Here is a 24,928-nt window from a genome sequence, read left to right on the forward strand (position 1 = left end):
AGGCGCGGGAGGGCCGGTTCGAGGCGGGTGGTCCAGAGGACGGCGGCGACCGCGGCGCCGAGGTGGAGCAGGGTCATGGCCGCGGCTTCGCGCCCGCCGTGGGCGGCGTGGGCGGAGGTCTGCGCGAAGAGGCTGTGGAGGGCGGCCTGGGCGACGGTGAAGACGCTGAAGAGCCATGCGGCCCTGCGGGGGCCGCGCTGCGCGAAGAGGTGCGCGGTGGCGATGATCGGGAGGGCGGCCAGGGCGACCGGTTCGAGGGCGATCGTGCCGCCGGCGAGCACGTGGGCCCCGGCCGCGACGGGCGCGCACACGAGCGCGAACCCGGCGGCCTTGGCGGCCCGGATCGTCATGTCCCGCTTGTGCACGGGTCGATCATCCCAGAAGATCGACAAATATCAATAAGACATCTCAAAAGGCGGCACGGTGCGAGGAGCGCGCTCCCGTGCGGGAGCGCCCGGGGCCGTCCCGGCCGGGGGCGGGCACGCCCCCGGCCGGGGTCAGAGGTTGATCAGCGTCCGGCTCGCCCGGTCCGTGTCCTGGAGCGGTCGCAGCGCCAGCCGCACCAGGGCGAGCGCGTTGTCGTCGCCCGCGATGCGGTTGGAGCTGAGCTCGTCGCAGGACAGGCACTGGTGGACGATCATCCACTCCCCGTCGGGCCTGGTGAAGACCGCCAGGGCCTCCATGCGCCCGCGGCACTCCGACGCGCGGTCGCCGGGGATGCGGCGGTCGACGTGGAGGCTCGCGAGGCACTGCGGGCAGTGGTTCCGGTGCGCGGTCCCCGGCGCGTCCACGGACACGTCGAGGCGGCATCCGACGCAGCGGAAGTCGTTCGCGCGGCGGCCCTGGTCGTGCAGGACGTCCTTGTGCCGCTGGCGGCGCTGGTCCTGGGCGCGGGGCCGGGTCCTTCGTGGCATGTCGGACCCCCCTCTACAGACTGCCGAGCGCTTCGAGCGGGAACGGCGGCTGCGCGAGCGGGCGCACGGCCATGCGCATGAGGATGAGCTGGTTGTCGTCGGCGCACACCGGGTTCGAGGTGAGCTCGTCGCAGCGCACGCAGCGGTGGACGAGCATCCAGTCGCCGGTGCGGAGTACCGCGATGGCGATCGGGCTCATCCGCCCGTGGCACTCGCTCGGGCCGCCCTCGACTTGGTCGGTGACGTGCTGGGAGTGCAGGCAGGACGGGCAGTGGTCGCGCAGGGCGCCGTCGGTGGTCGACTTGGTGGCGGTCAGGCCGCACCAAGCGCAGGTGAAGGTGTTGATCTTGAGCGTGTTGCTGGTGTTGGACACCCGGAGCTCCTTGCTGGAGGTTGCAGTGGCAGCAAGAGCAGGCCGAGCGGCTGGTCGGAGGACGCGTGCGTCCGGTGCCGCGCGGGTGCGCGGCGGGTGGACGCTCAGGCGAGGCTGCGAGGCGCGCTCGGCGCGTACCGGGTCATAGACACTTCTCTCCAGGGCGGACGCCCGATCGGTGCCCGCACGGGAGCGGACCCGACCACGGTAGGAAACGCGGTCGGGTCCTGTCAACGAATTTATCCGAGGGCGGGCGGGGCCGCACCGTCCGGTGCCGGACAGTGTCGCCGGGTGGCCCTGACCGCTCACTCCCAGCGGAAGCACCGCACCGCCAGCGCCGAGCTGACCAGCACGGCGACCGCGAGCGCGATCAGGTGGCCGGGCTCCTGCGGCAGGCCCGACCAGGCGCGGCCGACCGCCTGGACCGCCGCCCCGAACGGCAGGGCCTCCCCCACCGCCGCGAGCGGGCGCGGCAGCGAGTCGGTCGACCCGAACATGCCGCCGGTGGCGCCGAGCGCGAAGAACAGCACCAGGCCGATCGCGGCGGCGGCGTTGCCGGTGGGGGCGAGGGCGGCCACGAGCATCCCGATCGCGTACATCGCCAGCGCCGCGAGGGCGAAGACCCCGAGGGCGGTCCAGGGGCGGGCGGGGAGGCCGACGCCGAAGAGAGTCATAGCCGCGCCGACCCCGAGGGCGACCCCGACCGCGGACTGGGCGGCGCTGACGGCGAGCTGCGCGGTGAGGATCATCCCGGGGTGCGCGGGGGTGACGGCGAGGCGGCGCAGCAGGTGGGCCTTGCGGTAGTAGGCGAGGAAGCTCGGCATGTTCACGACCCCGACGGTGGCGATGACGATGACGAGCACCAGGGGCAGGACGTACCGCTCGAAGACGTTGACGCCGTCGACGACCGCGGTGTCGGCGGTGCCGAGGCCGTTCATGACGAGGATGAGCAGCGGCAGGCCGAGGGGGATGACGAGCCCGGCGGTGTCACGGGCGACCATGCGGGCCTCGGCGGCGATGAGGGCGAGCCAGGCGCGGGGGCCGGGGCGGCGGGCGGGGAGGGTGTCGGCGGTGGTCATCGTCCGCTCCTGTCGAAGGGGCTGCCGGTGAGGGCGAGGAAGGCGTCTTCGAGGGTGGCGCGCTCGAAGCGGGTGTCGAGGGCGGTCACGTCGGCCCTGACGAGGGCGGTGCTGACGGCGTGGAGGAGGTTCCCGCCGCCGGTGGCGGTGACGAGGCCGTCCTCGGTGCCGACCGAGCGGACCTCGGGGACCCGGTCGAGCACGGCGGGGTCGAAGGGCGCGGCGGTGCGGAAGCGCACGACCTGTTCGAGGCCGGCGCGGGCGACGAGCCCGTCGGGGGTGTCGACGGCGGCGACCCGGCCGCGCTCGATGAGGGCCACGCGGTCGCAGAGGCGCTCGACCTCCTCCATGTGGTGGCTGACGAGGACGACGGTGACGCCGCCGTCGCGCAGCTCCTCGACGGTGGCCCACATCTGGCGGCGGGCCTCGGGGTCGAGGCCGGTGGTGAGCTCGTCGAGGATGACGGCGCGGGGTCGTCCGGCGAGGGCGAGGGCGATGTTGAGGCGCTGCTGCTCGCCGCCGGAGAGGCGTTCGAAGCGGGTGCGGCGCCGCTCGGCGAGGCCGACGCGGTCGATGAGCTCGTCGGGGTCGGCGCCGTCGCGGTAGAAGGACCGGTAGAGGCGCACGAGTTCGGTGACGGTGAGGGCGGAGTGGAGCGCGGCGTCCTGGAGCTGGACGCCGAGGACCTGGCGCAGGCGCCTGCGGTCGCGGCGGGGGTCGAGGCCGAAGACGCGGATGCGGCCGCGGTCGGGGCGCCGCAGGCCGGCGACGGCCTCGACGGTGGTGGACTTCCCCGCGCCGTTGCGGCCGAGGACGCCGTAGATCTCGCCGTCCTCGACGGTGAGGCTGACGTCCTCGACGGCGACGGTCGCCTTGTAGCGCTTGTGCAGGCCCTGCACTTCGATGGCGGCCATGGCGTCCTCCCGGTTCCGGTGTCCTCTCGAACGCTAGGCGCGCGGGAGCGTCCGGCGCGCGTGCGAGAGGTCATGGACGGCGGGGGTGACTTCCGGCAGGGGCGGGAGGGCGCCGTGCGCGCCTATGCTGAACCGCATGCAGCGGTTCACGGCGGACGTGTGGGGCGGGGTCTGCGTGACCCTGGTGTGCCTGGCCGTGCCCGTGCCCGTGGTGATCGCGATGGCGCAGGGCCGCGGGATCGGGGACCTTCCGGCGATCTGGTGGCTCGCGGCGTACGCGGGCTTCGCGGTCGCGTTCCTGGTGTCGATGTGGCTGGTGGACCTGGCCCCGCGCCGGGTCGTGGCGGCGGCGCTGGTCGCGCAGACGGTGCTGGCGCAGGTGCTCGTGCTCAGCGCGCCGCGCACGGGCTGGACGCCTATCCTGCTGGTGCTCGGGGTCGCGGTGAGCGCCTACCGGGTGCCGCTGCGCGTGTCGGCGGCGGTGATCGCGGCGAACACGGTCGTGATCGCGCTCGCGAGCGCGCGGATCGCCGAGACGTCCCTGGAGGTCGGGATGGTCGCGGTCCTGTACCTGATGCTCCAGGCCGCGAGCGTCATGAGCGTGCACGCGCATCTGAGCGACATCCGTTCGCGGCGGCGCCTCGCCGAGGCCCACGTGCAGTTGCAGGCGGCGTCGGCGCTCCAGGCGGAGGCGAGCCGGACCGACGAGCGGCTGCGGATCGCCCGGGAGCTGCACGACGCGGTGGGGCACCAGTTGACGGTGCTGTCGCTGGAGCTGGAGATCGCCTCGCACCGGGCCGATCCCGGTGCGGCCGAGCCGATCGCGCGGGCCAAGGAGGTCACAGGGCAGCTCCTGGCCGACGTGCGGTCCACTGTGGGCGAGATGCGCCGGTCCGGTCCCCCGCTGCGCGAGACGCTGGCGTCGGTGGTCGCGGACCTGCCGGAGCCGGTGGTGCACCTGCGGATCGACGACGCGGTGGACGCCGACCCGGAGGTGGCGCGGGCGCTGGTGCGGTGCGTGCAGGAGGTCGTCACGAACGCGATCCGGCACGCGCGGGCCGAGCACCTGTGGATCGGCATCGGGGCCGAGGGGGACCGGATCGTCTTCGAGGCGCACGACGACGGGCCGGGCGATCCGGGCTTCGCGCCGGGGAACGGGCTGCGGGGCATGGCCGAGCGGATCGAGGCCCTCGGCGGGTCGGTCGGGTTCTCGGGCGCGGCCGGGTTCCGGGTGCGGGCGGCGGTGCCGCGGTGATCCGGGTGTGCCTCGTGGACGACCAGCACCTGGTGCGCCAGGGCGTCAAGCGGCTGCTGGACCTGAGCGACGCGGTCGAGGTGGTGGCCGAGGCCGACGACGGGATGGCGGCGCTGGCGGCGATCGGCGAGAGCCGGCCCGACGTGGTGCTGCTGGACCTGCGGATGCCCCGCCACGACGGGATCTGGACGCTGCACGCGCTGCGCGAGAGCGGGATCGAGGTGCCGGTGCTGGTGCTGACGACGTTCGACGACGACGAGCTGGCGCTGGCGGCGATCCGGGCGGGCGCCCGGGGCTACCTGCTCAAGGACGTGACGCTGGCGCGGCTGGTGAGCGCGGTCCGGGAGCTCGCCGCGGGGCGGATGATGCTGCGCCCGGCGATCACCGACCGGATGCTGCGGTCGCTGGGGGCGGTGCCGGACGCGAGCGGGTCCGAGCCGCCGCCGCAGCCGCTGACCGGGCGGGAGCTGGACGTGCTGCGGCTCCTGGCCGCCGGGTTCAGCAACCGCGAGATCGCCGAGTCCCTGTTCCTGGCCGAGGGGACGGTGAAGAACCACGTCTCCGGCGTCCTGCTCAAGCTCGGCACGCGGGACCGGACCCGGGCGGTGCTGCGGGCGCTGCACCACGGCCTGCTCGACTGAGCCTCGAAGGGAGCGGGGTCTCTGAGAGAGCGGGCTTCTGCGGGATCGGGCTTCCGGGACTCGGGATGCGGGGAGCACGGCCGCGACGAGAACCGCTGCGGGACAGGCGTGCCCGTGCAAGGGAGACGCCCGCGATCCGGGCCCTCACCGGATCGCGGGCGGTGTGCGGCGGGGGCGGCGCCCCCGCGGGTCAGCGGGTCAGGCCCTCGCCCACAGGGCGGGGACGTTCGGGGGCTCCCAGCCGGTCAGCGCGGTGTGCGCCTGGAGGCAGCGGTAGGTGGTGCCGCCGTAGGTGACCGTGGCGCCGACGGCGTACGCGGTGCCGGACTTCCAGGTGCCGGAGGGGGCCGCGGTGGTCTCCTCCTCGGTCGGCTCCTCGGTGGGCGGGGAGCTGGTGCCGCCGTCGAGGATCGCGTCCCGGATCCACTCCCCCGCCTCCTTGAGGTTCCCGCCGGCGCCGGTGAAGGGGCCGCCGGGGCAGGTGCCGGGCTCGAACGCCGCTCCCGTGCGGTGGTCGTCGGAGTAGTTCCAGTTGACCCAGCTGATGCCCTTGTCCTCCATGAGGTCGAGGTAGCGCTGGGCCATCGCGAAGTCGTTCGGGCCGTCGCCGGTGTACTCCTGCGTGCCGAACTCGGTGACGAACATGGGGATCTCGTCCGCGGCGCGGGAGAGCCCGTCGAGGTACCAGTCGTCGTGCGAGGCGGCGTAGAAGTGGAAGGTGTACATGATGTTCGCGGCGTTCACCTGGTTGTCGATGACCTCCTGCTCGTTCGAGCCGCCGGAGAGCCCCAGGGAGGACCAGTCGGGGGTGCCGAGCAGGATGATCCCGTCCTGGTCGTACTGGCGGATCACGGGGATGATCTGCTCGTGGTAGGACTTGATCCGCGACCACGCGACGCCGCTCGGCTCGTTCGCGACCTCGTAGAAGATGTTGTCCTGGTCGCCGTGCTCGCTCGCGATCTCGGCGAAGAACGTCTTGGCCCGCGCCAGGTTGAAGTGCGGGTCGCCGGGGCTGAGCATGTGCCAGTCCACGATGACGTACTGGCCGCGCGCGGTCACCTCGTCGATGAGGTCGTGCATGCGCTGGGTGAAGCCCTCGGGGTCGGTCTCGTAGCCGCCCTCCTGGATGTACATCGACAACCGCACGATGTCGGCGCCCCAGTCGTAGGCGAGGGCGTCGAGGGACGCGTCGTTGACGCACTGGGAGTACCACTGGAGGCCGTGGGTGCTCATGCCGCGCAGCTGGACCGGGTTCCCGGACTCGTCGCACAGCGTGGTGCCGCACACGGACAGCTGACCGTGCTCGGCGGTCGGGGTCGCCGCGGCCGCGACCTGGCCGTCGGCGGTGCCGGGACCGTCGTTCTGCTCGCCCGAGGCGGCGCCGATGCCGAGCGGGGCGATCACCGCGACGGCGGCGAGGACCGCGAGCAGGCCGAAGAGCCGCTTGCGGCGGGGTGGGAGCGACATGGACTCCTCCTCAATAGTTAGGCAGTATTACTATCTATTGATCACCTTACGGGGACCGCGAATACGAGTCAATAGATTGATTAGTACCAATATTGTCGGATTCGCGGCCCCGGCTCAGGCGCCCCGGTGGAGCTTCGGCACGTCGGCCAGGAGCGAGCGCGTGTACGCGTGCTCCGGTCCGCCCACGACCTGCTCGGCGGTGCCCGACTCCACGATGCGGCCGCGGTGCATCACCGCGATCCGGTCGGCGAGGTAGTACGCCTGCCCCAGGTCGTGGGTCACGAACAGCACCGTCATCCCCCGCTCGTCGCGCAGGTCCGCCAGGAGGTTGAGCACCGTCACCCGCACCGAGGCGTCCAGCATGGACGTCGCCTCGTCGGCGATGAGCAGCCGCGGGCGCAGCATCAGCGCCCGCGCGAGCATGACGCGCTGGCGCTGCCCGCCCGAGAGCTCGTGCGGGCGCTTCGCCAGCGTCTCGACCGGGTCGAGCCCGACCGCCGCCAGCGCCTCCCCCATCGCCTCGCGCCCGGCGGCGCGGGCCTCGGACGGCATGAGCTGCAACGCGGTCGCGAGGGTCGCCTCGACGCGCCGGTACTGGTGGAAGGCCGCGAACGGGTCCTGGAACACCGCCTGGACCTCGCGCCAGTAGTCGCGGCGGGCCGCACCCTTGACGCCGGTGACGTCGCGGCCGTCGAAGGCGACGCGGCCCGCGGTGGGGTCCATGAGCCGCAGCAGCAGCCGGCCGAGCGTGCTCTTGCCCGAGCCGCTCTGCCCGACCAGGGCGGTGACCTCGCCGCGGCGCAGGCTCAGGTCGACGCCGTCGACGGCGCGCACCTCGTCCCTGCCGCGGCCGAAGACCTTCGTCAGGCCCGCGGTGCGCAGGAGCTCCGGGGCGGTCGTGTCAGCGGACATGGGCGGCCTCCTCGGCCTCGGCGCTGCGCCAGCAGGAGTCGTCGCGCTCGCCGATGACGAGGCGCGGCGGGCGCTCGTCCGCGCAGCGGTCGAGGGCGTGGGCGCAGCGGGGGGCGAACGGGCATCCGGGGATCGGCGCGCGCAGGTCGGGCGGGGCCCCGGGGATGCCGGTGACCCGGTGTCCGCGCGTGCCCGGTTCGGGCACCAGGACCGAGGCGAGCAGCGCCTGGGCGTACGGATGGCGCGGGGCGGCGACGAGGTCCTTCGCGGGGGCCTCCTCGACGACCCGGCCCGCGTACATGACGGCGATGCGGTCGGCGAGCTCGGAGAGCAGTGCCACGTCGTGGGTGATGAACACGATGCCCTCCACGAGCCCGTCGGCGACGAGGCGGCGCAGCAGGTCCACCAGGAGCCGCTGCGAGGACACGTCCAGGGCCGAGGAGGGCTCGTCGGCGACCAGCAGCCGCGGGTTGCGCAGGGTCGCCAGCGCGGTGACGACGCGCTGGCGCATGCCGCCGGAGAGCTGGTGCGGGTAGGCGCGCAGGACCCGGGGCGGCAGTTCGAGGGCTTCGAGGCGGGCGGCGGTGCGCCGCAGGGACTCCGCGCGGGTGATGCGCCGGTCCCCGGCGGCGAGGATGTCGTGCGCCATGGCCCCGACCCGGCGGGTGGGGTTGAGCGCGTTGAGGGCGCCCTGCGGGAGGAGGGCGACGGTGCCGCCGCGCAGGGCGCGGTGGGAGGCGGTGTCGGTGAGGTCGACGTCGCGCCCGCCGATGGCGAGGGTGCCGGAGGTGACGCGCAGGGACGGCCCGGGGTTGAGCGACAGGACCGAGGCCATCGTGGACTTGCCGCACCCCGATTCGCCGACCACGCCGAGGACCTGGCCCGGCCGCACGTCGAGGGCGACGTCGTCGAGCGCGTGGAAGCGCTGGTCGCCCGCGGTGTAGTGGGCGGAGAGGTTGGTGATGCTCGCGAGGGTCACCGGGCCGCCTTTCCGACCCGCAGGCGCGGGTTGAAGACCGTGTCGAGGCTCGACTGGACGAGGAGGAGGGAGAAGGTGATCGCGGTGATGAACACGGTGGGGGTCAGGAAGACCCACCACTGGCCGCCGCGGATGGACTCCCAGGCGATGGCCCAGTGGAGCATCACGCCGAGGGAGGCGGTGCCGGAGGGGCCGAGGCCGAGGAGGCTCAGGGCCGCTTCGGCGAGGATGGCGCCGTAGAGCTGGATGACGAAGGCCATGACGATGTAGGACATCATGTACGGCAGCAGTTCGACGGCGATGATCCGCCAGGTGCGCGAGCCGGAGAGGCGCGCGATGTCGACGTGCTCCCTCTGGCGCAGGCTCGCGATCTGGGAGCGGACGGCTCGGGCGGTCCAGGGCCAGGAGACGGCGCCGATGCAGATCCCCATGACGGTGACCGAGCGCGTGTCGAGGCTGATGGACAGCAGCAGGAGCACGATGATCGCCGGGACGGTGATCATGATGTTGGTGAGCCCCATGAGGATCTCGTCGGCGAGGCCGCCGCGGTAGCCGGCGAGGGTGCCGATGAGGACGCCGAGGACGGTCCCGGCGACGCCGGCGAGGAGGCCGATGTAGAGGGAGGTGCGGATGCCGTGGACGAGCTGGACGCCGACGGACCGGCCGAGGTGGTCGGTGCCGAGGAGGAAGTCGGCGCCGGGCGGCACGAACGGGCCGCCGAGGAGGTCGCCGGGGCCGGCGGTCGCGGCGAGGGGTCCGGCGACGCCGGCGGCGGCGATGAGCAGGAAGACCGCGGCGGCGATGTGGAATCGGGCCGGGAGTGCCTTGAGCGCCTTCACCGTTCGCCCCTTTCAGCGGCGCGGATGCGCGGGTCGATGAGGCCGTAGAGGACGTCGACGAGGAAGTTCGCGACGAGCACGACGATGAGGACGAGCAGGGTGACGGCCTGGATGACCGGGTAGTCCTTGTTGAGGATGGCGTCGTACAGGAGCGTCCCGATCCCCGGGTAGGAGAACACGATCTCGGTGAGGAGCGCGCCGCCGACGAGGGTGCCGATGGCGAGCGCGAGTCCGGTGATCTGCGGGAGCATGCCGTTGCGGAAGATGTAGCCGACGATCTTGCGGTCGGGGAGGCCGAAGCTCTCGGCGAAGCGCACGTAGTCGGCGTCGACCTCGTAGACGGCCATGGAGCGCATGCCGATCGCCTGCCCGCCGATGAAGACCAGCAGCAGGGACAGGAACGGCAGGAACCAGTGCGAGACCGCGTCCACGGCGAACATCGCGGACCACTCGGGGCTGTTGCCGAAGGACCACCCGCCCCCGGTGGGGAACAGCGGGAGGGCGACGGCGAGGCCGTAGAGCAGCAGCACCGCGAGGCAGTAGTAGGGGGCGGCGGTGAGGAACAGGCTGGAGAGGTAGACGCTCCGGTCGAAGCCGCCGCGGCGGTAGGCGGCGACGGCGCCGACCAGGTTCCCGATGATCCAGCCGAGCAGGACCGCCGGGAGCTGGAGCGCGATGGTCCAGGGCAGGGCGTCGCCGATCATGGTGGCGACCTCGGCGGGGTAGCGGCTGAACGAGGTGCCGAAGTCCCCTTGCAGCGTCTTGCCGATGTAGGTGAGGAACTGGGACCACAGGCCCTGGTCGAGCCCGAACTCGGCGACGTAGGTCTCGTAGACGCGCTGCTTGGTCTCGGAGGAGGCGTGCCCGCGCAGCGCCTGCCCGATGAGCGTGTCGACGGGGTTGCCCGGGAGCAGTCGCGGCAGGAAGAAGTTGAGCGCCAGCGCCGCGGCGAAGGCCGCGGCGTACCAGCCCAGCTTGGAGAGGATGTGGCGGAGGAGGGCCATGTCCTACTGCTCGACCGGGGTGATCTTGGAGAGGATCTGGATGCCGGTCATGCCCTGCATGGGCGCGCAGTACGGGTCCTCCTTGGTGGGGAAGCCCGTCCAGTTCTTCTCTGAGAACTGGTAGAACTCCAGGGGGCGGTACATGAGCGGGATGGCGGGGGCCTCGGCGCGGATGATGTCGTCGAGCGCGGTGTAGGCGGCGGTGGCCCCTGCGGGGTCGGCGGCGGTGGCGGCCTCGTCGAGGAGCGCGGGGACGTCGTCGTGGTGGAAGCGCCCGAAGTTCCAGAAGGCCATCTCGCCCACGGGCGGCACGTCGCGGTCGTCGATGAGGTCCCGGATGCGCGACCAGGGGCTGGAGGGGGCGACGTCCGAGACGTACCACAGGACCATGTCGAAAGCGCCGTTGCCGAGGTTGTCGTTGACCTCGGAGAAGTCGCTGAACTCGGTGGCGACCTCGATGCCGGCCGCGGTGGCGGTGGTGGCGACGATGTCGAGGGCGGCGTTCCAGTCGGTCCAGCCCTGCGGGGTGGCGGCCTTGAACGGGCCGAGGCGGGTGCCGTCGGGCAGGACGTAGATCCCGTCGTCGCCCTTGGCGGCGCCCACCTCCTCTTCGAGGATGCGGGCGGCCTCGGCGGGGTCGTAGGACCAGCCGGCGGCCGCGGCCTCGGCGTTGAAGTGGACGCTCTCGGCGCCCTCGGGGAGGATGACGCTGGCCTGGGCGGGGTCGCTCATGCCGGCCATGGCGCTCTCGGCGATCTTGGCGTAGTCGATGGCGTGGGCGAGCGCGCGGCGCACGCGCGCGTCGGCGAGGGGCCCGGTGGTGGTGTTGATGATGAGCATCGGGATGGAGCCGGGCAGGTGGTAGGGGGCGTCGGGCTCCCAGGTCTTGACCGGCAGGTCCTTGTCCTCCCACAGCTCGTTGACGCGCGGCAGGAAGTAGGCGGAGAGGTCGATGTCGCCGTTCTGGAACGAGAGGTTGGCGGCGTCGTTGCCCTCGTAGGTCGCGTGGACGACCTTCTCGGGGACGGGCTTGCCGTGGACGGCGGCGCCCCAGTAGTCCTCGTGGCGGGCGAGGGTGACGTCCTGGTGGGTGTAGGACTCCAGCCTGTAGGGGCCGGAGCCGACGGGCTCGGTGTTGGCGAACTCGGTGAGCTCGGCGTCGGCGACCCCGTCCCACAGGTGCTTGGGGAGGATGTACGTGAAGCAGAGCAGGTCCATCAGGCGCAGGCGCTGGGGGCGCGCGGCGTTGAGGGTGAACGCGATCGTGCGGTCGTCGGGGGCCTCGACGGCGTCGACGTAGGTGTGGATGTCGCCGTAGGCGATGCCCTCGTTGCGGTCGCCGAGGGCGAAGGTGGCGACGACGTCGGCGCTGGTGAGCGCGGTGCCGTCCTGCCAGGTGGTGCCCTCCTGGAGGGTCACGGTGCCGGTGTTCCCCTCCCAGGCGATGCCGGAGGCGAGGAGCGGTTCGGACTCGCCGGTGAGGAGGTTGAAGTTGAAGAGCGTCTCGTAGAGGTGGACGGCGTAGTTGCCGACCGGCCAGGCGGCGGTCCAGCCCAGGGGGTTGAAGTTCGCGGGCTCGCCGTCCTGGAGGCCGGCGGTGTAGAGGACCGTGGCGGTGCCGGAGGCGCCGCCGGTCCCGGTGCAGGCGGCGAGGAGGCCGCCGGCGCCGACGGCGGCGGACGCCTGGAGGAGGAAGCGGCGGCTGGGGCGGCCGGGGCGGTAGGTCATGCGGTGTCCCTTGCTCGGGGCGACGGAGGGGTCGCCAGGTGTGTACGGCGTCGACGAGGAGTTTAATAGTTAGATAAGATTACTAACTTATAAGCGCCGATAGTATACTCAGCGAGCCCCCGGGTCAACATCGGCGCCGAGAATTTCGCCGCACGCCCGGTCACCTGCGCACACGAAGAAGGACGCCCATGCGAACGAACGGCACGCCGGACTCCCCGGTCCCCTCCGGGTCCTCGCACCTGCTGCGCACCATCAACGAGCGCGCCGCGCTCTACCACCTGCTGGAGAACGACACGCTCACCCGCGTGGAGCTGCGCAAGCTCACCGGCCTGGCCAAGCCCACGGCCTCCCAGGTGATGCTGCGGCTGTTCGAGGCCGGGCTCGCCGTCACCCTCGGGCGCACCACCGCCAAGCAGGTCGGCCCCCGCGCCGAGGTGTACTCCGTCAACGCCGACCACGCCTTCGCCGCCGCCGTGACCCTCCACGAGCCCGACGGCGTCACCGTCGCCGTACGCGACCTCAAAGGGCGCGAACGGGCCTCCTCGACCCGCCGGATCGACTTCACCGCCGTGCCCGTCGACCGCGCCGTCCAGAACATGCTCGGCGCCACCGTCAGGGACGCCGAGATCGACCGCGAGCGCGTCGCCGTGGTCCACCTGGCCGTCCCCGGCGCGTACGACGCCGACAACGACACCATCGGGTACGCCGACCTCCCCGGCGCCCCCGAAGTGCGCATGCGCGAGGCGATCGAGACCTACATGGGCTGCCCGGTCACCATCCACAACGACGTCAACGCCGCCACCGTCGCCGAGCGCCGCAACCCCGCCGTCTCCGGCGGGCTCGTGCTGCTGTGGCTCGGCCGCGAGGGCATCGGCTCGGGCATCGACCTCACCAGTGGACTCGTCGTCGGCTCCCGCGGCGCCGCGGGCGAACTCGGCTACGTGCCGATCCGCCCCGACCGCAACGGACCCGACGACCCGACCTACCAGGACTGGATCGGCGCCCCCGCCGTCGTCGCGATCGGCCGCGAGCACGGCGTGCGCGGCGCCGACGCCGTCGCCGTCATGGCCGCGGGCGTCAAGACCGGCGCCGACGGCTTCATCGACGAGTACGCCGAGCGCGTCGCCGGGGCACTCCACCTGCTCACCAGCCTGCTCGACCCGCCGAGCCTGGTCCTGGGCGGCGAGATCGCCCGCGCGGGCGGCGAGACCCTGGTCGAGGCCGTCCGGCGCCGCGCCGGCGCCCTCGCCGACCGCATCCTGCCCTCGGCGGTCTACGGCGACGCCGTCGCCATCGGCGTCCTCGACCTGGCCTACGACGACCTCAAGGCCCGCGTGCTCGACGCGGCGCTGCCCGAGCAGCGCTGAGCGATCCAGTCTGTCCCCCAGAGTGAACGGCACTGACGGGAGGCAATGCGGAGAGGCACTGAGAAGCGACACCGACGGGCGGGCCTGCGGAGCAACCCTGACGAACGGCACCTGTGCCAACGCCTTGCGCTGCCTACGCTGAAGGGCACCATCGCTCCTCAGGAGGCGCCCATGCGTTCGTCCACACGGGGACTCCTGTTGTCCGGCGCCGCCGCTGGGCCGCTGTTCCTCACCGCCGCAACGGTGCAGAGCCTCGTGCGCGCCGGGTACGACCCGGTCCGGCACCCGATCAGCTCCCTGGCCATCGGCGGGCACGGCTGGGTCCAGGTCGCGAACTTCGTCCTCACCGGCCTGCTCACCGTCGCGCTCGCGCTCGGCGTCCGCCGGGCGCTCGCTCCGGCCCGCGGTTCGGCGGTGTGGGGCCCGATCCTGCTGGCCGCGTGGGGCATCGGGCTCATCGGCGCGGGCGTCTTCGAGTCCGACCCGGTCGGCGGCTACCCGCCGGGCACCCCTGAGATCCTCTCCGAGTACACGACCGCCGGGGCCCTGCACGACGTCTGCTCGATGCTCGCCTTCGCCGCCCTCATGGCCGCCGGACTCGTCCTCGGCACGCGCACCGAACTGACCGACCGGCCCTGGGCGGTGTACTCGGTCCTCACGGTCGCGGCCTTCGGGGTCCTGCTGGTCCTGGCGAGCCTCGGGTTCGGCCAACACGACTCGTTCGCGGCACACGCCGGCCTCTACCAGCGGGCGTCGCTCCTCGTCGGCTTCACGTGGACGACGGCCCTCGCCGTCCGACTCCTCCGGCGCGCACCGGAAGCGGACGGCGAGGACGGTCCCTAGAGCACCCGGACCGGCTCGCGCGCGGCGATCTCCTCGCCGAGGCGGTCGTGCGCCGGGCCCGCGCTCGCACCGGTCAGCGCATCCAGCGCCGACCAGGCGGCGCCGAGGACCGGAGGCCGGTGGAGCGAGGTGTACACCGCGAGCGGGAACTCCGCGGCCAGGCGCGGCTCCAGGTGCCCCAGCAGCACCGCGGGCGCCGCCGCGAGGACCCCGCCCCCGCCCACGATCGTGAACGGCGACTTGCCGAGTCCGAGCCGGCGCACCGAGACCCGGACCATCGCCGTGATCTCCTCGGCCTGGCGCGCCACGACTTCGACCGCGCACGCGTCCCCGGCCTCGGCGGCCGCGAACAGCCGCGGCACCAGGCCGTGGACCAGGTCGCGCTCGAACCGCCCCAGGTGGAGGCCGATCGCGGCCTCCTCCACCGTGCCGGTCCCGAAGTGCGCCATGACGGCCGCGCCGAGCGCCGTCGCCGGCCCGCGGCCGTCCTCGCCGCGCGCGGCGTGGAACAGCGCGGCGTCGCCCAGGTCCTCGCCGCCGCCCCAGTCGCCGGTGATCGGCCCCAGGGCCGGGAACCGGGACCACTCGCCGGCCGCGTTGCGGCCCACGCTGTTCATGCCCGCCCCGCAGATCACCGCGACCGCGTTCCGGTCGCCGGTCCCCGCGCGCAGCAGCGCGAACGTGTCGTTGTCGAGGCGCACCCGCTCGGCCCACCCGCGCGAGCGGGCGTCGGCGTTCAGCCGCTCCACCTCGACGGGCAGGTCCGCCCCGGCCAGGAGGGCGTCCACGCGCGCCAGCGGCGTGCCGCTCCCCCAGCCGGCCTCGCTGCGGACGATCTCGATCAGCTTGCCCAGCAGGTCGACCGACTCGCGGTAGCCCAGCCGGTGCGGCGAGGTGGTGCCGGTCCGCACGTAGGCGTGGACGCGGCCGTCGTCGGTCGCGGCCACCACATCGGTCTTCGAGTTGCCCCCGTCGACGGCGACGAAGGCGCGGGTCCCGTTCACGCCCAAGGCAGGTGGTCCCGCCCGGTCGCGATGAGGCGGCGCGTCAGGCCCTCGGCCAGGTCGTGCTGGCCGACCAGCGGGTGCGCCAGCAGCGCCTCGTAGACGCGGCGCTCGCCGCCGTGGACCGCGGCGGCCACGCCCAGCTCCTCGTAGGCGGAGACGGCCGCGACGAGCCCGCGCTGGCGCGGGCCGAGCGGGGTCCGGACCGCGGGGGTGATCGCGGCGTCCACGATCGCGGACACCTCGATGACGGCCTCGTCGGGCAAATACGGCAGGAAGCCGTCGTTGCGCACGTTGACGGCGTGGACGGCGCCGTCCTCGGTGAGCAGCGAGCGCATGAGCGCCACGGCCGCCTCTGAGTAGTAGGCGCCGCCGCGCCGCGACAGCTGCTCGGGCTTGTGGTCGAGGGTGTCGTCCCGGTAGACCTCCCAGAGTTCGGCCTCGATCCGGGCGACCTCCTGGCCGCGCGAGGGCGCGGTGCGCAGCCGCTCGACCTCCTGGTCGTGGCCGTAGTAGTAGCGCAGGTAGTAGGAGGGCACGAGCCCGTCGGCGAAGACGGCCTCGGGGAGGTCGACCTCGTCGGCGAGGGCCGCGCGGTGCTTCGCGAAGAGTTCGGGGAGGACGTCGCGGCCGTCGACGCGGACGCCGGTCTCCCAGGTGAGGTGGTTGAGGCCGACGTGGTCGAGCACGACCTCCTCGGGCGCGCGCCCGAGGAGCCCGGCGAAGCGGCGCTGGAACCCGATCGCGACGTTACACAGGCCGATCGCGCGATGGCCCGCGTCCAGGAGCGCCCGGGTGACCATGCCGACTGGGTTGGTGAAGTCCACGATCCACGCGCCGGGCGCGGCGAGTTCGCGCACCCGCTCGGCGATCGACAGCGCGACCGGGATGGTGCGCAGGGCCTTCGCGAGGCCGCCGGCACCGGTGGTCTCCTGGCCGACGCAGCCGCATTCGAGCGGGAACGCCTCGTCCCCGATCCGGGCCTGCTGCCCGCCGACGCGGAGCTGGAGCAGGACGAGGGAGGCGCCCTCGACACCCCGGTCGAGGTCGTCGGTCCAGGCGACGCGGGCCTCGCTCCCGTGGCGGCGCACGATGCGGCGCACGAGCGGGCCGATGACCGCGAGCTTGTCCGCGGCCGGGTCGACGAGGACGACCTCGTCGATGCCGAGGGCGGCGGCGTTGGCGCCGAAGCCTTCGGCGAGCTCAGGGGTGTAGGTGGATCCGCCACCGACCACGGCGATCTTCATCAGGGTCCTCTCGGTCGTCGACCGGCCGGGGGACGGCCGTCATAAATAGTCAGGTTAACTAACTAACTCATCGATGTCAACGTGCGAATCGGACGCGAGTCCCCCGAGAGAGGCCGATTGCCTCGGTGTCGATATAACTCTCATTGCATTCCGGGGACGGCGGGCCGCCGTCCCCGGAACCCTATTTCGTTCCCGCGCCGTGGTGTTCAGCGCCAGCGGATCGCCCGGGGCCCTTCGGAAACGCCCAGCTCCCCCGGAGCGCGGTCGGCGGCGGTGGTGACGGCGAGGAACGCGTGGGCGAGCATCGCCAGCGTCACGTGCCGGTACCACCCCTCCCACCGGCGGACCTGGTAGTGGTCGAGCCCGCATTCGGCCTTCGCGGCCAGGAGGCAGGCGGCCATCGCGCGGCGGGCCTCGGCGGTGCGGACGATCTCCTCGCGCCGCACCGCGTCGGCGTGGAAGCAGAGGTAGTACACGAGTTCGGCGGGGCGCTGGGTCGAGCGGCGCACCAGCAGGGTCCGCACGAACCCCGGCGGGAGGTCGTCGGCCGCGGGCAGGGTCGCCCAGGCCCATTCGTGTTCGCCCGCAGCGCAACCGCCCGGACGGGGCGGCATCCGGTGCCACGCCGATGCGGGGGCGCCGCTGGCGAGGACGTCGACCCGGCCGCTCGCGTCGGACTCCGGGAGCGTCTGCGTCAGCGGCACCTCGACCACGTACGGCAGGCGCCGCGAGGACAGGAACGCCAGGAACGCGCTGTCGCGGCCGTAGGTCGCGTCCGCGGCGACCCAGCCGGCCTCCACCCCGGCGGCCACCGCGCGCCCGATCATCGCCTCGGCGAGGCGCGGTTTCGCCAGGGCCCCTGCGGCGACGCGCCCCGCGGGGACGCCCGCGGCGGTGCAGCGGTCGGGGTCCTCGGCCCACGAGGGCGGCAGGTAGAGCTCGCGGTCGATGAGCGCCGAACCGCGCTCCCCTACGTAGGCGAGGAAGATCCCGACCTGGCAGTTCTCCGTTCTCCCGGTGGCGTGCAGGTACTGCCGCTGCACGCCGGCGGAGGAGGGCCCGCGCTTGGGGAACCCGGTCTCGTCGACCACGAGCGCGCCGCCGGGGCCCGCGAGGTTCGCGGCGGCGTAGGTGCGCAGCGCGTCGCGCACGAGGTCCGCGGACCACACGGCACGGCTCAGGAAGTGCTGCACGCGAACCGGTGTGGGGTCGCCGGCGGCCGCGGCGAGCTGCCATCCGGTCTTGCGTTCCAGGGGCGAGAGCAGGCCGACGAGGTAGGACCTCGCCCGGCGCCGGAGCTCCACTCTGCCGAACAGTCCCGCCATCGTAGAGAAAACCTCGTCCAATCGTGAGCGCCAGCTCGTGATCTCTTGGGGTGCAACGTCTTCGATCATCGATTGCAATTGTAGAAAGTCACGGAAAGCGGCTTTCGCCCCAGTTTCACCCCGGGGTTCGCGAACCGGCGGCGCTCCCGTTCGGCGCGCTACGGCGCGTGCTTGAAGGCGAGCCAGCCGCCGTCGACCGGGAGCTCGGCGCCGGTGACGTAGCTGGCCTCGTCCGAGGCGAGGTACGCGACGGCCGCAGCGACCTCGTCGGGGCGGCCGATCCGGCCGACCAGCGTGCCCTCGCCGGCGCGCACGATCTCCTCCGCGGAGGTGTCGGCCCAGTGCGTGGTGTAGATCGGTCCCGGTGCGACCGAGTTGAACCGGACCTCGGGGGCGTACTCGACGGCGAGCTGGCGCATCAGCGCGCTCAGCCCGCCCTTGGCCGCGGCGTAGGCGGTGTAGCCGGGGTGCGAGCGGTGGGCGTGGACCGAGGAGACGGCCACGACCGAGCCGCGGGCCTCCCGCAGCGGCGCGATGAGGGCCTTGACGCCGAGGTACGCGGCCTTGAGGGTCACGTCGAGCGTGAGGTCCCAGTCCGGTTCGGCGAGTTCGTGGGGCGCACCGAGGACGGAGGCGAACGCGTTGGACACCAGCACGTCGACGCGCCCGTGGGCGGCGAGCGCGTCGGCCGCCAGCGCCTCCCAGTCGGCGGCGCTGGCGGCGTCGGTGCGTCTGAAGTGGACGGTGCCCTCGGTCTCGGCGGTGATCCGGTCCCCGGCCGCCTCGTCAGTGTCGGCGACGTACACGACCGCCCCCTCTCGCGCGAGCCGGGCCGTGCAGGCCGCTCCGATGCCCTTCGCCCCGCCGGTGACGACGGCGACCTTGCCTTCGAATCGGTTCATCGGCTTACCGTAGCGCCGGGAGCCGCTGGGCCGTAACCGGATGCGACGGGCCGCTCGCGGCACGACGAGGTGGAGGCGGCGGTCGGCGAGGCCGATGGCGACCTGCTGCCCCCAGGTGACGGTGAGGTGGTCGGACTCGACGCCGTCGGCGAAGACGACCAGTCGCTCGCTCTCGCAGACGATCCGCAGCTCCTCCCCCTTGCCGAGGACGCCGGCGCTGAGGGTGGTGCCGGTGGCGGGCGAGGGCCACGCCTCCCTGACGAACCAGGACAGGGCGTCGGCCTCGAAGGGCGGCAGGATCTCGCGGCGGTCGCGTTCGGACGCGATGGAGGCGCTCCAGCCGGTGGCGCCGGCGCCGGTGCCGACGAGGACGCCGGAGGAGGACTGGCGCTCGCCGCGGCCGCCGGCGTCGACGAGGCGGTAGCGGGCGGACTGGTGCCCGGCGTGGCCGGCGTAGACCTCGTTGAGGCCGTTGATCTCCTGGCCGTCGTCGAGGCGGGCGGCGACCATCGAGAGCGCCAGGACGGCGGCGCTCTCGTCGTTCACGGCCTTGAGGGCGCGGGCGACCTCGTCGGCGCCGAAGCGGACGAGGACGCCCGCGTTGCGACCGGGTTCGGGGTCGACGCCGACCACCGGCTGGTCGGCGAGGTACTTGGCGAGGTTGGCGACGAGGCCGTCCTGGCCGACGGCGACGACGATGTCCTCGGGGCCGAAGAGGAAGCGGGGCAGGTCGTCGCGGTCGACGGCGCCGCGGCGCCAGTCGGCGGGGACCGCGGCGTCGACGGCGGTGAGGGCGGCGTCGAGGGCGTGGTGGCGGGCGGTGACCTCGTCGAGGTCGCGCCCGCGCTGGCGCAGGAAGTGGGCGGCGGCGGCGCGGGTGCCGTGGCGGACGAGGAGTTCGTCGAGTTCGCTGCGGCGGCTGACGACCACGACCCGGGGGGCGAGGGTGGCGCTCACCGGTCGCCGTCCGCGAGGCGGGCGAGGGCGCCGGTGAGGAGGTCGGGGGTGATGGTGAGCTGGCCGATCTCGGGGAGGTGGCCGGCGATCTCGCGGAGGGCGAGGGCCTGGAGGACGGCGACGGGGAGGTCGCGGTAGACGGCCATGCGGGCGGCTTCGGCGTCGGCCTCGGCGCTGCCGACGCCGCGGACGCGGTCGGCCTGGGCGGCGGCGAGGGTGCGGGCCTTCTCGGCGGTGCCCTGGGCGGCGGCGAGGTCGGCGGCGGCGGCGAGTTCGGCCTTGCGGCGGTCGTTGGCGCCCTTCTGCTCGACGAGCTGCTGCTCGCGGCGGGCAAGTTCGATCTTGTTCTGGAGCTCGTTCTCGGCGATGGCGCGCTCCTGCTCGACGGCCTGGGCGCGGCGGGCGTAGGTGGCCTTGTCGGCGTCCTGCTGGACGGCTTCGCGGGTGGGAGTCTGGAGGGACCGTTCCAGTTCGGGCTCGGGGCGGATGGCGACGACGCGGGCGCTGACGACCTCGACGCCGACGTCGCTGAGGCGGGCCTCGGCGGCGAGGGCGGCGGCGACGGTCTCGCGGATCTCGGTGATGGTCGTGGTGAGGGCGTCGGCGAGGGGGACGCGGGCGAGGAGGTCGAGTGCGGGCTGCTGGGCGAGTTCGGTGAGGAGGGTGGCGATCTGGTCCAGAGGGCGGGCGCGGGCCTGGCCGCGGTAGGGGTCGACGGAGAAGTCGAGGCGGGTGGCGGCGAGGGCGGGGTCGGCGATGCGGTAGGTGACGGTGGCCTGGACGGTGACGTCGGCGAAGTCGGCGGTGCGGGCGTGGAACATGAGCGGGAGTTCGCGGTCGTCCACGGGCACTTCGGAGAGCACGGCGGTGAGGGGGCGGTACCAGAACGACCGGCCGGTGCCCTCACTGCGGGTGCGGCCGCGCTGCTGGAAGCGGACCCAGATGGTGGGGGTGCCGCGGAGGTGGCGCAGGAACAGGAGCCTGGTGGTGTCGGCCATGGGGAGGGCCTCCTTTTCTCGTCACCTTGACGATAATCGTCGTGATAGCTTATCGTCAAGGTGGTGATAATGAGTTATCCGGTGTTCGCGGTCACGGTCGACCTGGTGGTGCTGACGGTCAGGGAGGGCGAGCTGCAGGTGCTGCTGGTGCGGCGCGGGTGCGAGCCGTTCCTGGACCGGTGGGCCCTGCCGGGCGGGTTCGTGCTCGCCGACGAGGACCTGGCGACGGCCGCACGGCGCGAGCTCGCCGAGGAGACGGGCCTGGACGGGCCGGGCGGGCACCTCGAACAGCTCGCCAGTTACGGTGCGCCCGAACGGGACCCGCGCGGCCGCGTCGTCACGGTGGCCTACCTCGCGCTCCTGCCCGACCTGCCGGCCCCGACGGCGGGCACCGACGCGGCGGAGGCCGAGTGGCGGCCGGTGGGCCAGACGGGTCTGGCGTTCGACCACGACCGCATCCTCGCCGACGGGATCGAGCGGGCCCGCTCCAAACTGGAGTACACGCCGCTCGCGGCGGCGTTCTGCCCGCCCGAGTTCACCGTCGCCGCGCTGCGGCAGGTCTACGAGGCGGTCTGGGGCGAGTCGATCGACCCGCGCAACTTCCACCGCAAGGCGACCACCACCCCCGGCTTCATCGACCCGACCGGGGGCGCGACCGAGGGCGGCACCGGCAGGCCCGCGCGGCTCTACCGCCGCGGCGAGGCGTCCCTCCTCAACCCGCCGCTCCTGCGCCGCAGGCTCGACGGCTGACGGCCGCGCCTGGCGCGGACCTGCTGTGCCTCGTGCGATGCGATGCGGTGCGGTGCGGTGCGGTCCTGCGGTGCGGTGCTTCGGGACGGGCGGGGACCGATGCGGCCCCCGCCCGCGCCTCACTCGCCGGCGAGCTGGCGCATGAGCGTGGCGGTGTCGGAGCAGATCCACTCCTCGGCGAGCCGGCCGTCCTCGATCCGGTAGATCTCGATGCTCGTGTACTCGACCTCGCGGCCGGTCGGCGCCATGCCGAGGAACTCGCGGGTGTGCTTCCCGCTGAAGGTGAGGCGCACGGTGACCTTGTCGCCGGCGCCGAAGATGTCGTGGACGTCGGCGCGGATGCCCGGGAAGGCGTCGTGCATGGTCCGGAAGTTCCGCGACCAGGCTTCGAGGCCGCGCTCCTGATAGGGCATGCCGGCGATGTTGATGGCGAAGTCCTCGGTCAGGAACGCGAGCGTCGCGTCCAGGTCGGACTCGTTGAACGCGTCGAACGCCCTGCGGACGAGGTCGACGTTGGCTTCGGTGGCGGTCTCGGTCGTCATGGTCGCTCCCTGGTGTCGTCGGGGGCCTGCGGCTCCTCGGCGAGGACCGCGGCCTTGAGCCGGTCGATCACGTGGTCGAGGCCGCGGCCCAGCCGGTCGCGCTCCGCTTCGGAGAGGTCCCCGAAGAGCAGCGCCGCGAACTCGCCCTGGCCGCGCTCCAGTGATCGGGCCGTGTCGGCGCCGCGGCCGGTGAGCGTCACGAGGGTCGCACGGCGGTCGGTGGGGTGCGGCTCCCTGGTGACGAAGCCGGTCTCGACCATCGCGTCGACCAGTCCGGTGACGTTGCGCGCGGAGACCCCCAGCGCCTCGGCGAGGTGCCGCTGCGTCGCGGGGCCGTCCTGGTGCACCAGCCACAGCAGGTGGGTGCGCGACTGCGTGAGCCCTTCGCGCGCGAACATGCGCTCCATGTCGGCGTTCAGGATGACCGTCAGCTCCAGGAGCCTGCCCAGCATCGCGATGTCGCCCGCTTCGCGTTCCACCATGATGATGAGTGTACATCATAGTGAAGCAGGTTCACTAAATCGGTGCGCTCCTCGGCGATCGCGGCCGCGGTGCGGGCGATGGCCTCGGAGATGAGCTGCCCGTACGGGTCGTCGGCGAGGATCGCGGCGCTGTCCTGCGCGGCGGCGATGTGGCGGCGGGCCGCGTCGAAGGAGGCGAGGCGGCGGTAGCCCTCGGCGAGGTTGAGGTGCAGCGAGGGGTACAGCCCCGCGGCCTTGAGGCCGGGGTGGTGGGCGCCTGTGCGCTCGTCGGTGAGGGCGTCGGCGGCGTCGAGCGCGCGGACGTCCCAGGCCAGGGCCTCGGCCGGGTCGGCGTACAGGTCGGCGAGGTGGTGCGCGAGCGTGCAGCGGTGGAGCGGGTCGCCGTCGGGGCCCGCGGCCTCCCACATCGCCAGCAGCCGGGCCTTCGCGCCCTCGGGGTCGCCGGTGTGGCCGTCGGCGACGGCCTTCGCGATGGCGTCCATGGTCGCGTCGGTCATGGGAGTCCTCGAAGTCGTCGGCGCGGTCGGCGGGGCCGGTCCAGCGTAAAGGCACCGGCGGTCGCCGCGGCTGCTCCCCCGGGGCCGCGGGCGCGGTGCCCGCCCCGGAGGGCGGGCACCGCCGGGACGCTAGCTGATCTGGTAGGAGCCGGCGCGGTTGCTCCAGCCGATGGTGTCGAGGTTGGCGAGGTTGTCGATCCAGGTCGACGAGGCGCCCGAGAGGGTCACGGTGTCCCAGAGCTTGATGTCGCACGAGCGGTACGTGTGCACGGAGCTGGCGCGGTTGCTCCAGCCGGCCGCGTCGAGGTAGTCGACGCTGAACTCGACCGGGGAGTACGCGGCGGTGCAGGTGTAGTTGGTGGCGACGAAGGAGCGGGTGCCGCCGGCCGGGTCGTAGTTCGTGCGGTCGTACATGGTGATGAGCACGGTGTCGGCGAGGACCCCGGCCTCGGCCGAGGCGGCGCGGTCCTCGGCGAACGCCGCGGCCTGCGTCGCCGCGCAGCTCACCTCGTCGGTGACGAGGTTGACCACGCAGTGGTCCGCGGCCGGGGCGCCGTGCGCGGCGGCCGGGGCGAGGGCGACGAGGGCGAGGACGGCCGGGAGCGACAGCAGGGCCGCGATCAGCGTGCGCCCGCGGTTCGCGGCCTTCGGGGTGAGTTGTTCGAGTTTGCTCATGCCGCAAGGGTATTGGACGGAAGGGGCGCGACGGACCGCGGAGGCGGGAATCGATCGTTGACTATGCATGAATGCCGTGTTAGGTTCAGGTCCCGGATGACAACGTTGTCGGCAACGTTGTCATCGGTTCCCGCAGCAGGCGACGCGAAGGGGCGGCATGACGCGAGTGGACGGCCAGGACGACCGGCGGGCCCCGACGATCAAGGACGTCGCCGCACTGGCCGAGGTCGGCATCAAGACCGTCTCGCGCGTCCTCAACGACGAACCCGGGGTCAGCCCCGGGACGAAGGACCGCGTCCGCCGGGCCGTCGAGTCGCTCGGCTACCGCCGCAACACGATCGCCTCCAGCATCCGCCGCCGCGACCGCCGCACGGCCTCGATCGGCCTCGTCGTGGAGGACCTCGCCAACCCCTTCGCCTCCAGCGTCACCCGCGCCATCCAGGACTACGCCGCCGAGCGCGCGCACCTGGTCCTGGTCGGGTCCAGCGACGGCGACCCGGCCCGCGAGCGCACCCTGGTGCAGGAGTTCGGGTCCCGCCTCGTCGACGGCCTCATCATCGTCCCCTCCGGAGCCGACCAGTCCTATCTGGACTACGAACGCGCGCACGGGGTCCCTGTCGTCTTCGTCGACCGCCCCGGCAGGCGCTTCAAGGCCGACACCGTGGTCTCGGACAACGCCGCCGGCACCGCCGCCGCGGTGCGCCACCTCGCCGCCCGCGGGCACGAGCGGATCGCGTTCCTCGGCGACCGGCAGTCGGTCTACACCGCCGCGCAGCGCCTGGCGGGCTTCAGGTCCGCCATGGAGGAGCTGCGCGGGGAGGCCGACCGGCGGTACGTGCGCACCGGCCTGCGCGACAGCGTCCAGGCCCACGCCGCCGCCCTGGAGGTGTGCGGCCTCGACCCGGCCCCCACCGCGCTCGTGTGCGGCAACAACCTCGTCACCATCGGCGCGGTCCACGCCCTCCAGGAACTCGGCGCGCGCGACCGCGTCGCGTGCATCGCCTTCGACGACATCGAACTCGCCGACCTGCTCCGGCCCGCGCTCACCGTGGTCGCGCAGGACACGGCGGCCCTCGGCGCCAGCGCGGCCCGGATGCTCTTCGAGCGCCTCGACGCGCCCGGCGCCCCCTACCGGCGGACCACGGTCGCCGTCCGGCTCGTCCCGAGGGAGTCCGGGGAGATCCCCGCCTCGGCCTAACCGCATACGCCCTGCCACATCGAGGACAAGGAGGTC

25 protein-coding genes are annotated in these 24,928 nt (G+C 73.2%); 6 read left to right on the top strand and 19 right to left on the bottom strand.

What is annotated here, in order from left to right:
* Positions 1-497: 497 nt before the first annotated feature.
* From BLS99_RS08175 to BLS99_RS08190, 4 genes are all read right to left on the bottom strand, one after another.
* On the bottom strand, positions 498-914 hold the full coding sequence (locus tag BLS99_RS08175; protein WP_091046641.1) for an RNHCP domain-containing protein: 417 nt from the start codon (positions 912-914) through the stop codon (positions 498-500).
* A 13-nt stretch (positions 915-927) separates the two neighbouring features.
* A complete protein-coding gene (locus tag BLS99_RS08180) occupies positions 928-1,287 on the bottom strand; it encodes an RNHCP domain-containing protein (RefSeq protein WP_091046645.1) in 360 nt (119 codons plus the stop codon).
* A gap of 305 nt (positions 1,288-1,592) precedes the next feature.
* Entirely contained in the window at positions 1,593-2,366 is a 774-nt protein-coding gene (locus tag BLS99_RS08185; protein WP_091046649.1) for an ABC transporter permease, read from the bottom strand.
* Positions 2,363-3,280: an ABC transporter ATP-binding protein gene (locus BLS99_RS08190; protein ID WP_091046651.1), complete on the bottom strand. Its 918-nt coding sequence runs from the start codon at positions 3,278-3,280 to the stop codon at positions 2,363-2,365. The genes BLS99_RS08185 and BLS99_RS08190 overlap by 4 nt, the downstream gene beginning before the upstream one ends.
* 136 nt (positions 3,281-3,416) lie before the next feature.
* On the opposite strand from BLS99_RS08190, the gene BLS99_RS08195 reads away from it, so the two are divergent.
* Both BLS99_RS08195 and BLS99_RS08200 read left to right on the top strand, forming a co-directional pair.
* Entirely contained in the window at positions 3,417-4,535 is a 1,119-nt protein-coding gene (locus BLS99_RS08195) for an ATP-binding protein (protein ID WP_091047833.1), read from the top strand.
* On the top strand, positions 4,532-5,176 hold the full coding sequence (locus BLS99_RS08200) for a response regulator (RefSeq protein ID WP_091046654.1): 645 nt from the start codon (positions 4,532-4,534) through the stop codon (positions 5,174-5,176). The genes BLS99_RS08195 and BLS99_RS08200 overlap by 4 nt, the downstream gene beginning before the upstream one ends.
* A 198-nt stretch (positions 5,177-5,374) precedes the next feature.
* On the opposite strand, the gene BLS99_RS08205 is transcribed toward BLS99_RS08200, so the two are convergent.
* From BLS99_RS08205 to BLS99_RS08230, 6 genes are all read right to left on the bottom strand, one after another.
* On the bottom strand, positions 5,375-6,643 hold the full coding sequence (locus tag BLS99_RS08205; RefSeq protein WP_218126352.1) for a cellulase family glycosylhydrolase: 1,269 nt from the start codon (positions 6,641-6,643) through the stop codon (positions 5,375-5,377).
* Between the two features lie 114 nt (positions 6,644-6,757).
* A complete protein-coding gene (locus BLS99_RS08210; protein ID WP_091046657.1) occupies positions 6,758-7,555 on the bottom strand; it encodes an ABC transporter ATP-binding protein in 798 nt (265 codons plus the stop codon).
* Positions 7,545-8,534 (bottom strand): ABC transporter ATP-binding protein, encoded by a 990-nt coding sequence (locus BLS99_RS08215; protein ID WP_091046661.1) that lies wholly within the window; start codon positions 8,532-8,534, stop codon positions 7,545-7,547. The genes BLS99_RS08210 and BLS99_RS08215 overlap by 11 nt, the downstream gene beginning before the upstream one ends.
* Positions 8,531-9,373, bottom strand: a complete 843-nt coding sequence (locus BLS99_RS08220) for an ABC transporter permease (RefSeq protein ID WP_091046664.1) — start codon at positions 9,371-9,373, stop codon at positions 8,531-8,533. The genes BLS99_RS08215 and BLS99_RS08220 overlap by 4 nt, the downstream gene beginning before the upstream one ends.
* Positions 9,370-10,377 carry an ABC transporter permease gene (locus tag BLS99_RS08225; RefSeq protein ID WP_091046667.1) on the bottom strand — a complete coding sequence of 336 codons (1,008 nt, stop codon included), beginning with the start codon at positions 10,375-10,377 and terminating at the stop codon, positions 9,370-9,372. The genes BLS99_RS08220 and BLS99_RS08225 overlap by 4 nt, the downstream gene beginning before the upstream one ends.
* Before the next feature lie 3 nt (positions 10,378-10,380).
* Complete coding sequence (locus BLS99_RS08230) at positions 10,381-12,105, bottom strand: ABC transporter substrate-binding protein (protein WP_091046670.1); 1,725 nt, start codon at positions 12,103-12,105, stop codon at positions 10,381-10,383.
* A 188-nt stretch (positions 12,106-12,293) separates the two neighbouring features.
* Here BLS99_RS08230 and BLS99_RS08235 point away from each other — a divergent pair, with 188 nt between their 5' ends.
* Together BLS99_RS08235 and BLS99_RS08240 are read left to right on the top strand one after the other, a co-directional pair.
* Positions 12,294-13,472 (top strand): ROK family transcriptional regulator, encoded by a 1,179-nt coding sequence (locus BLS99_RS08235; RefSeq protein WP_091046673.1) that lies wholly within the window; start codon positions 12,294-12,296, stop codon positions 13,470-13,472.
* Between the two features lie 171 nt (positions 13,473-13,643).
* A complete protein-coding gene (locus BLS99_RS08240; protein WP_091046676.1) occupies positions 13,644-14,315 on the top strand; it encodes a DUF998 domain-containing protein in 672 nt (223 codons plus the stop codon).
* On the opposite strand, the gene BLS99_RS08245 is transcribed toward BLS99_RS08240, so the two are convergent.
* From BLS99_RS08245 to BLS99_RS08265, 5 genes are all read right to left on the bottom strand, one after another.
* Positions 14,312-15,319 carry an N-acetylglucosamine kinase gene (locus BLS99_RS08245; protein WP_218126353.1) on the bottom strand — a complete coding sequence of 336 codons (1,008 nt, stop codon included), beginning with the start codon at positions 15,317-15,319 and terminating at the stop codon, positions 14,312-14,314. The genes BLS99_RS08240 and BLS99_RS08245 overlap by 4 nt on opposite strands.
* Positions 15,316-16,566, bottom strand: coding sequence for a family 4 glycosyl hydrolase (locus tag BLS99_RS08250; protein WP_091046683.1), 1,251 nt, complete (start codon positions 16,564-16,566; stop codon positions 15,316-15,318). The genes BLS99_RS08245 and BLS99_RS08250 overlap by 4 nt, the downstream gene beginning before the upstream one ends.
* 206 nt (positions 16,567-16,772) lie before the next feature.
* A complete protein-coding gene (locus BLS99_RS08255) occupies positions 16,773-17,960 on the bottom strand; it encodes an IS701 family transposase (protein ID WP_091046687.1) in 1,188 nt (395 codons plus the stop codon).
* 89 nt (positions 17,961-18,049) lie between these two features.
* Positions 18,050-19,750, bottom strand: coding sequence for an SDR family oxidoreductase (locus BLS99_RS26865; protein ID WP_091046691.1), 1,701 nt, complete (start codon positions 19,748-19,750; stop codon positions 18,050-18,052).
* Positions 19,747-20,748, bottom strand: coding sequence for an SPFH domain-containing protein (locus BLS99_RS08265; protein ID WP_091046694.1), 1,002 nt, complete (start codon positions 20,746-20,748; stop codon positions 19,747-19,749). Before BLS99_RS08265 ends, BLS99_RS26865 begins: the two co-directional genes overlap by 4 nt.
* Before the next feature lie 69 nt (positions 20,749-20,817).
* Between BLS99_RS08265 and BLS99_RS08270 the strand changes: the two genes are divergently transcribed.
* Complete coding sequence (locus BLS99_RS08270; protein ID WP_091046697.1) at positions 20,818-21,498, top strand: NUDIX hydrolase; 681 nt, start codon at positions 20,818-20,820, stop codon at positions 21,496-21,498.
* 119 nt (positions 21,499-21,617) lie between these two features.
* Here the strand turns inward: BLS99_RS08270 and BLS99_RS08275 are convergent, their stop codons facing one another.
* The 4 genes from BLS99_RS08275 to BLS99_RS08290 all read right to left on the bottom strand — a co-directional run bounded on the left by BLS99_RS08275 (position 21,618) and on the right by BLS99_RS08290 (position 23,694).
* Entirely contained in the window at positions 21,618-22,040 is a 423-nt protein-coding gene (locus BLS99_RS08275) for an ester cyclase (RefSeq protein ID WP_091046701.1), read from the bottom strand.
* On the bottom strand, positions 22,037-22,522 hold the full coding sequence (locus BLS99_RS08280; RefSeq protein WP_218126356.1) for a MarR family winged helix-turn-helix transcriptional regulator: 486 nt from the start codon (positions 22,520-22,522) through the stop codon (positions 22,037-22,039). Before BLS99_RS08280 ends, BLS99_RS08275 begins: the two co-directional genes overlap by 4 nt.
* Positions 22,468-23,019, bottom strand: a complete 552-nt coding sequence (locus tag BLS99_RS08285) for a hypothetical protein (protein WP_176953253.1) — start codon at positions 23,017-23,019, stop codon at positions 22,468-22,470. Before BLS99_RS08285 ends, BLS99_RS08280 begins: the two co-directional genes overlap by 55 nt.
* A 129-nt stretch (positions 23,020-23,148) precedes the next feature.
* Positions 23,149-23,694 (bottom strand): hypothetical protein, encoded by a 546-nt coding sequence (locus BLS99_RS08290; protein WP_091046704.1) that lies wholly within the window; start codon positions 23,692-23,694, stop codon positions 23,149-23,151.
* Between the two features lie 157 nt (positions 23,695-23,851).
* Between BLS99_RS08290 and BLS99_RS08295 the strand changes: the two genes are divergently transcribed.
* On the top strand, positions 23,852-24,892 hold the full coding sequence (locus BLS99_RS08295; RefSeq protein ID WP_091046707.1) for a LacI family DNA-binding transcriptional regulator: 1,041 nt from the start codon (positions 23,852-23,854) through the stop codon (positions 24,890-24,892).
* Positions 24,893-24,928: the final 36 nt, after the last annotated feature.

Source organism: Glycomyces sambucus, assembly GCF_900102815.1.
GTDB lineage: Bacteria > Actinomycetota > Actinomycetes > Mycobacteriales > Micromonosporaceae > Glycomyces > Glycomyces sambucus.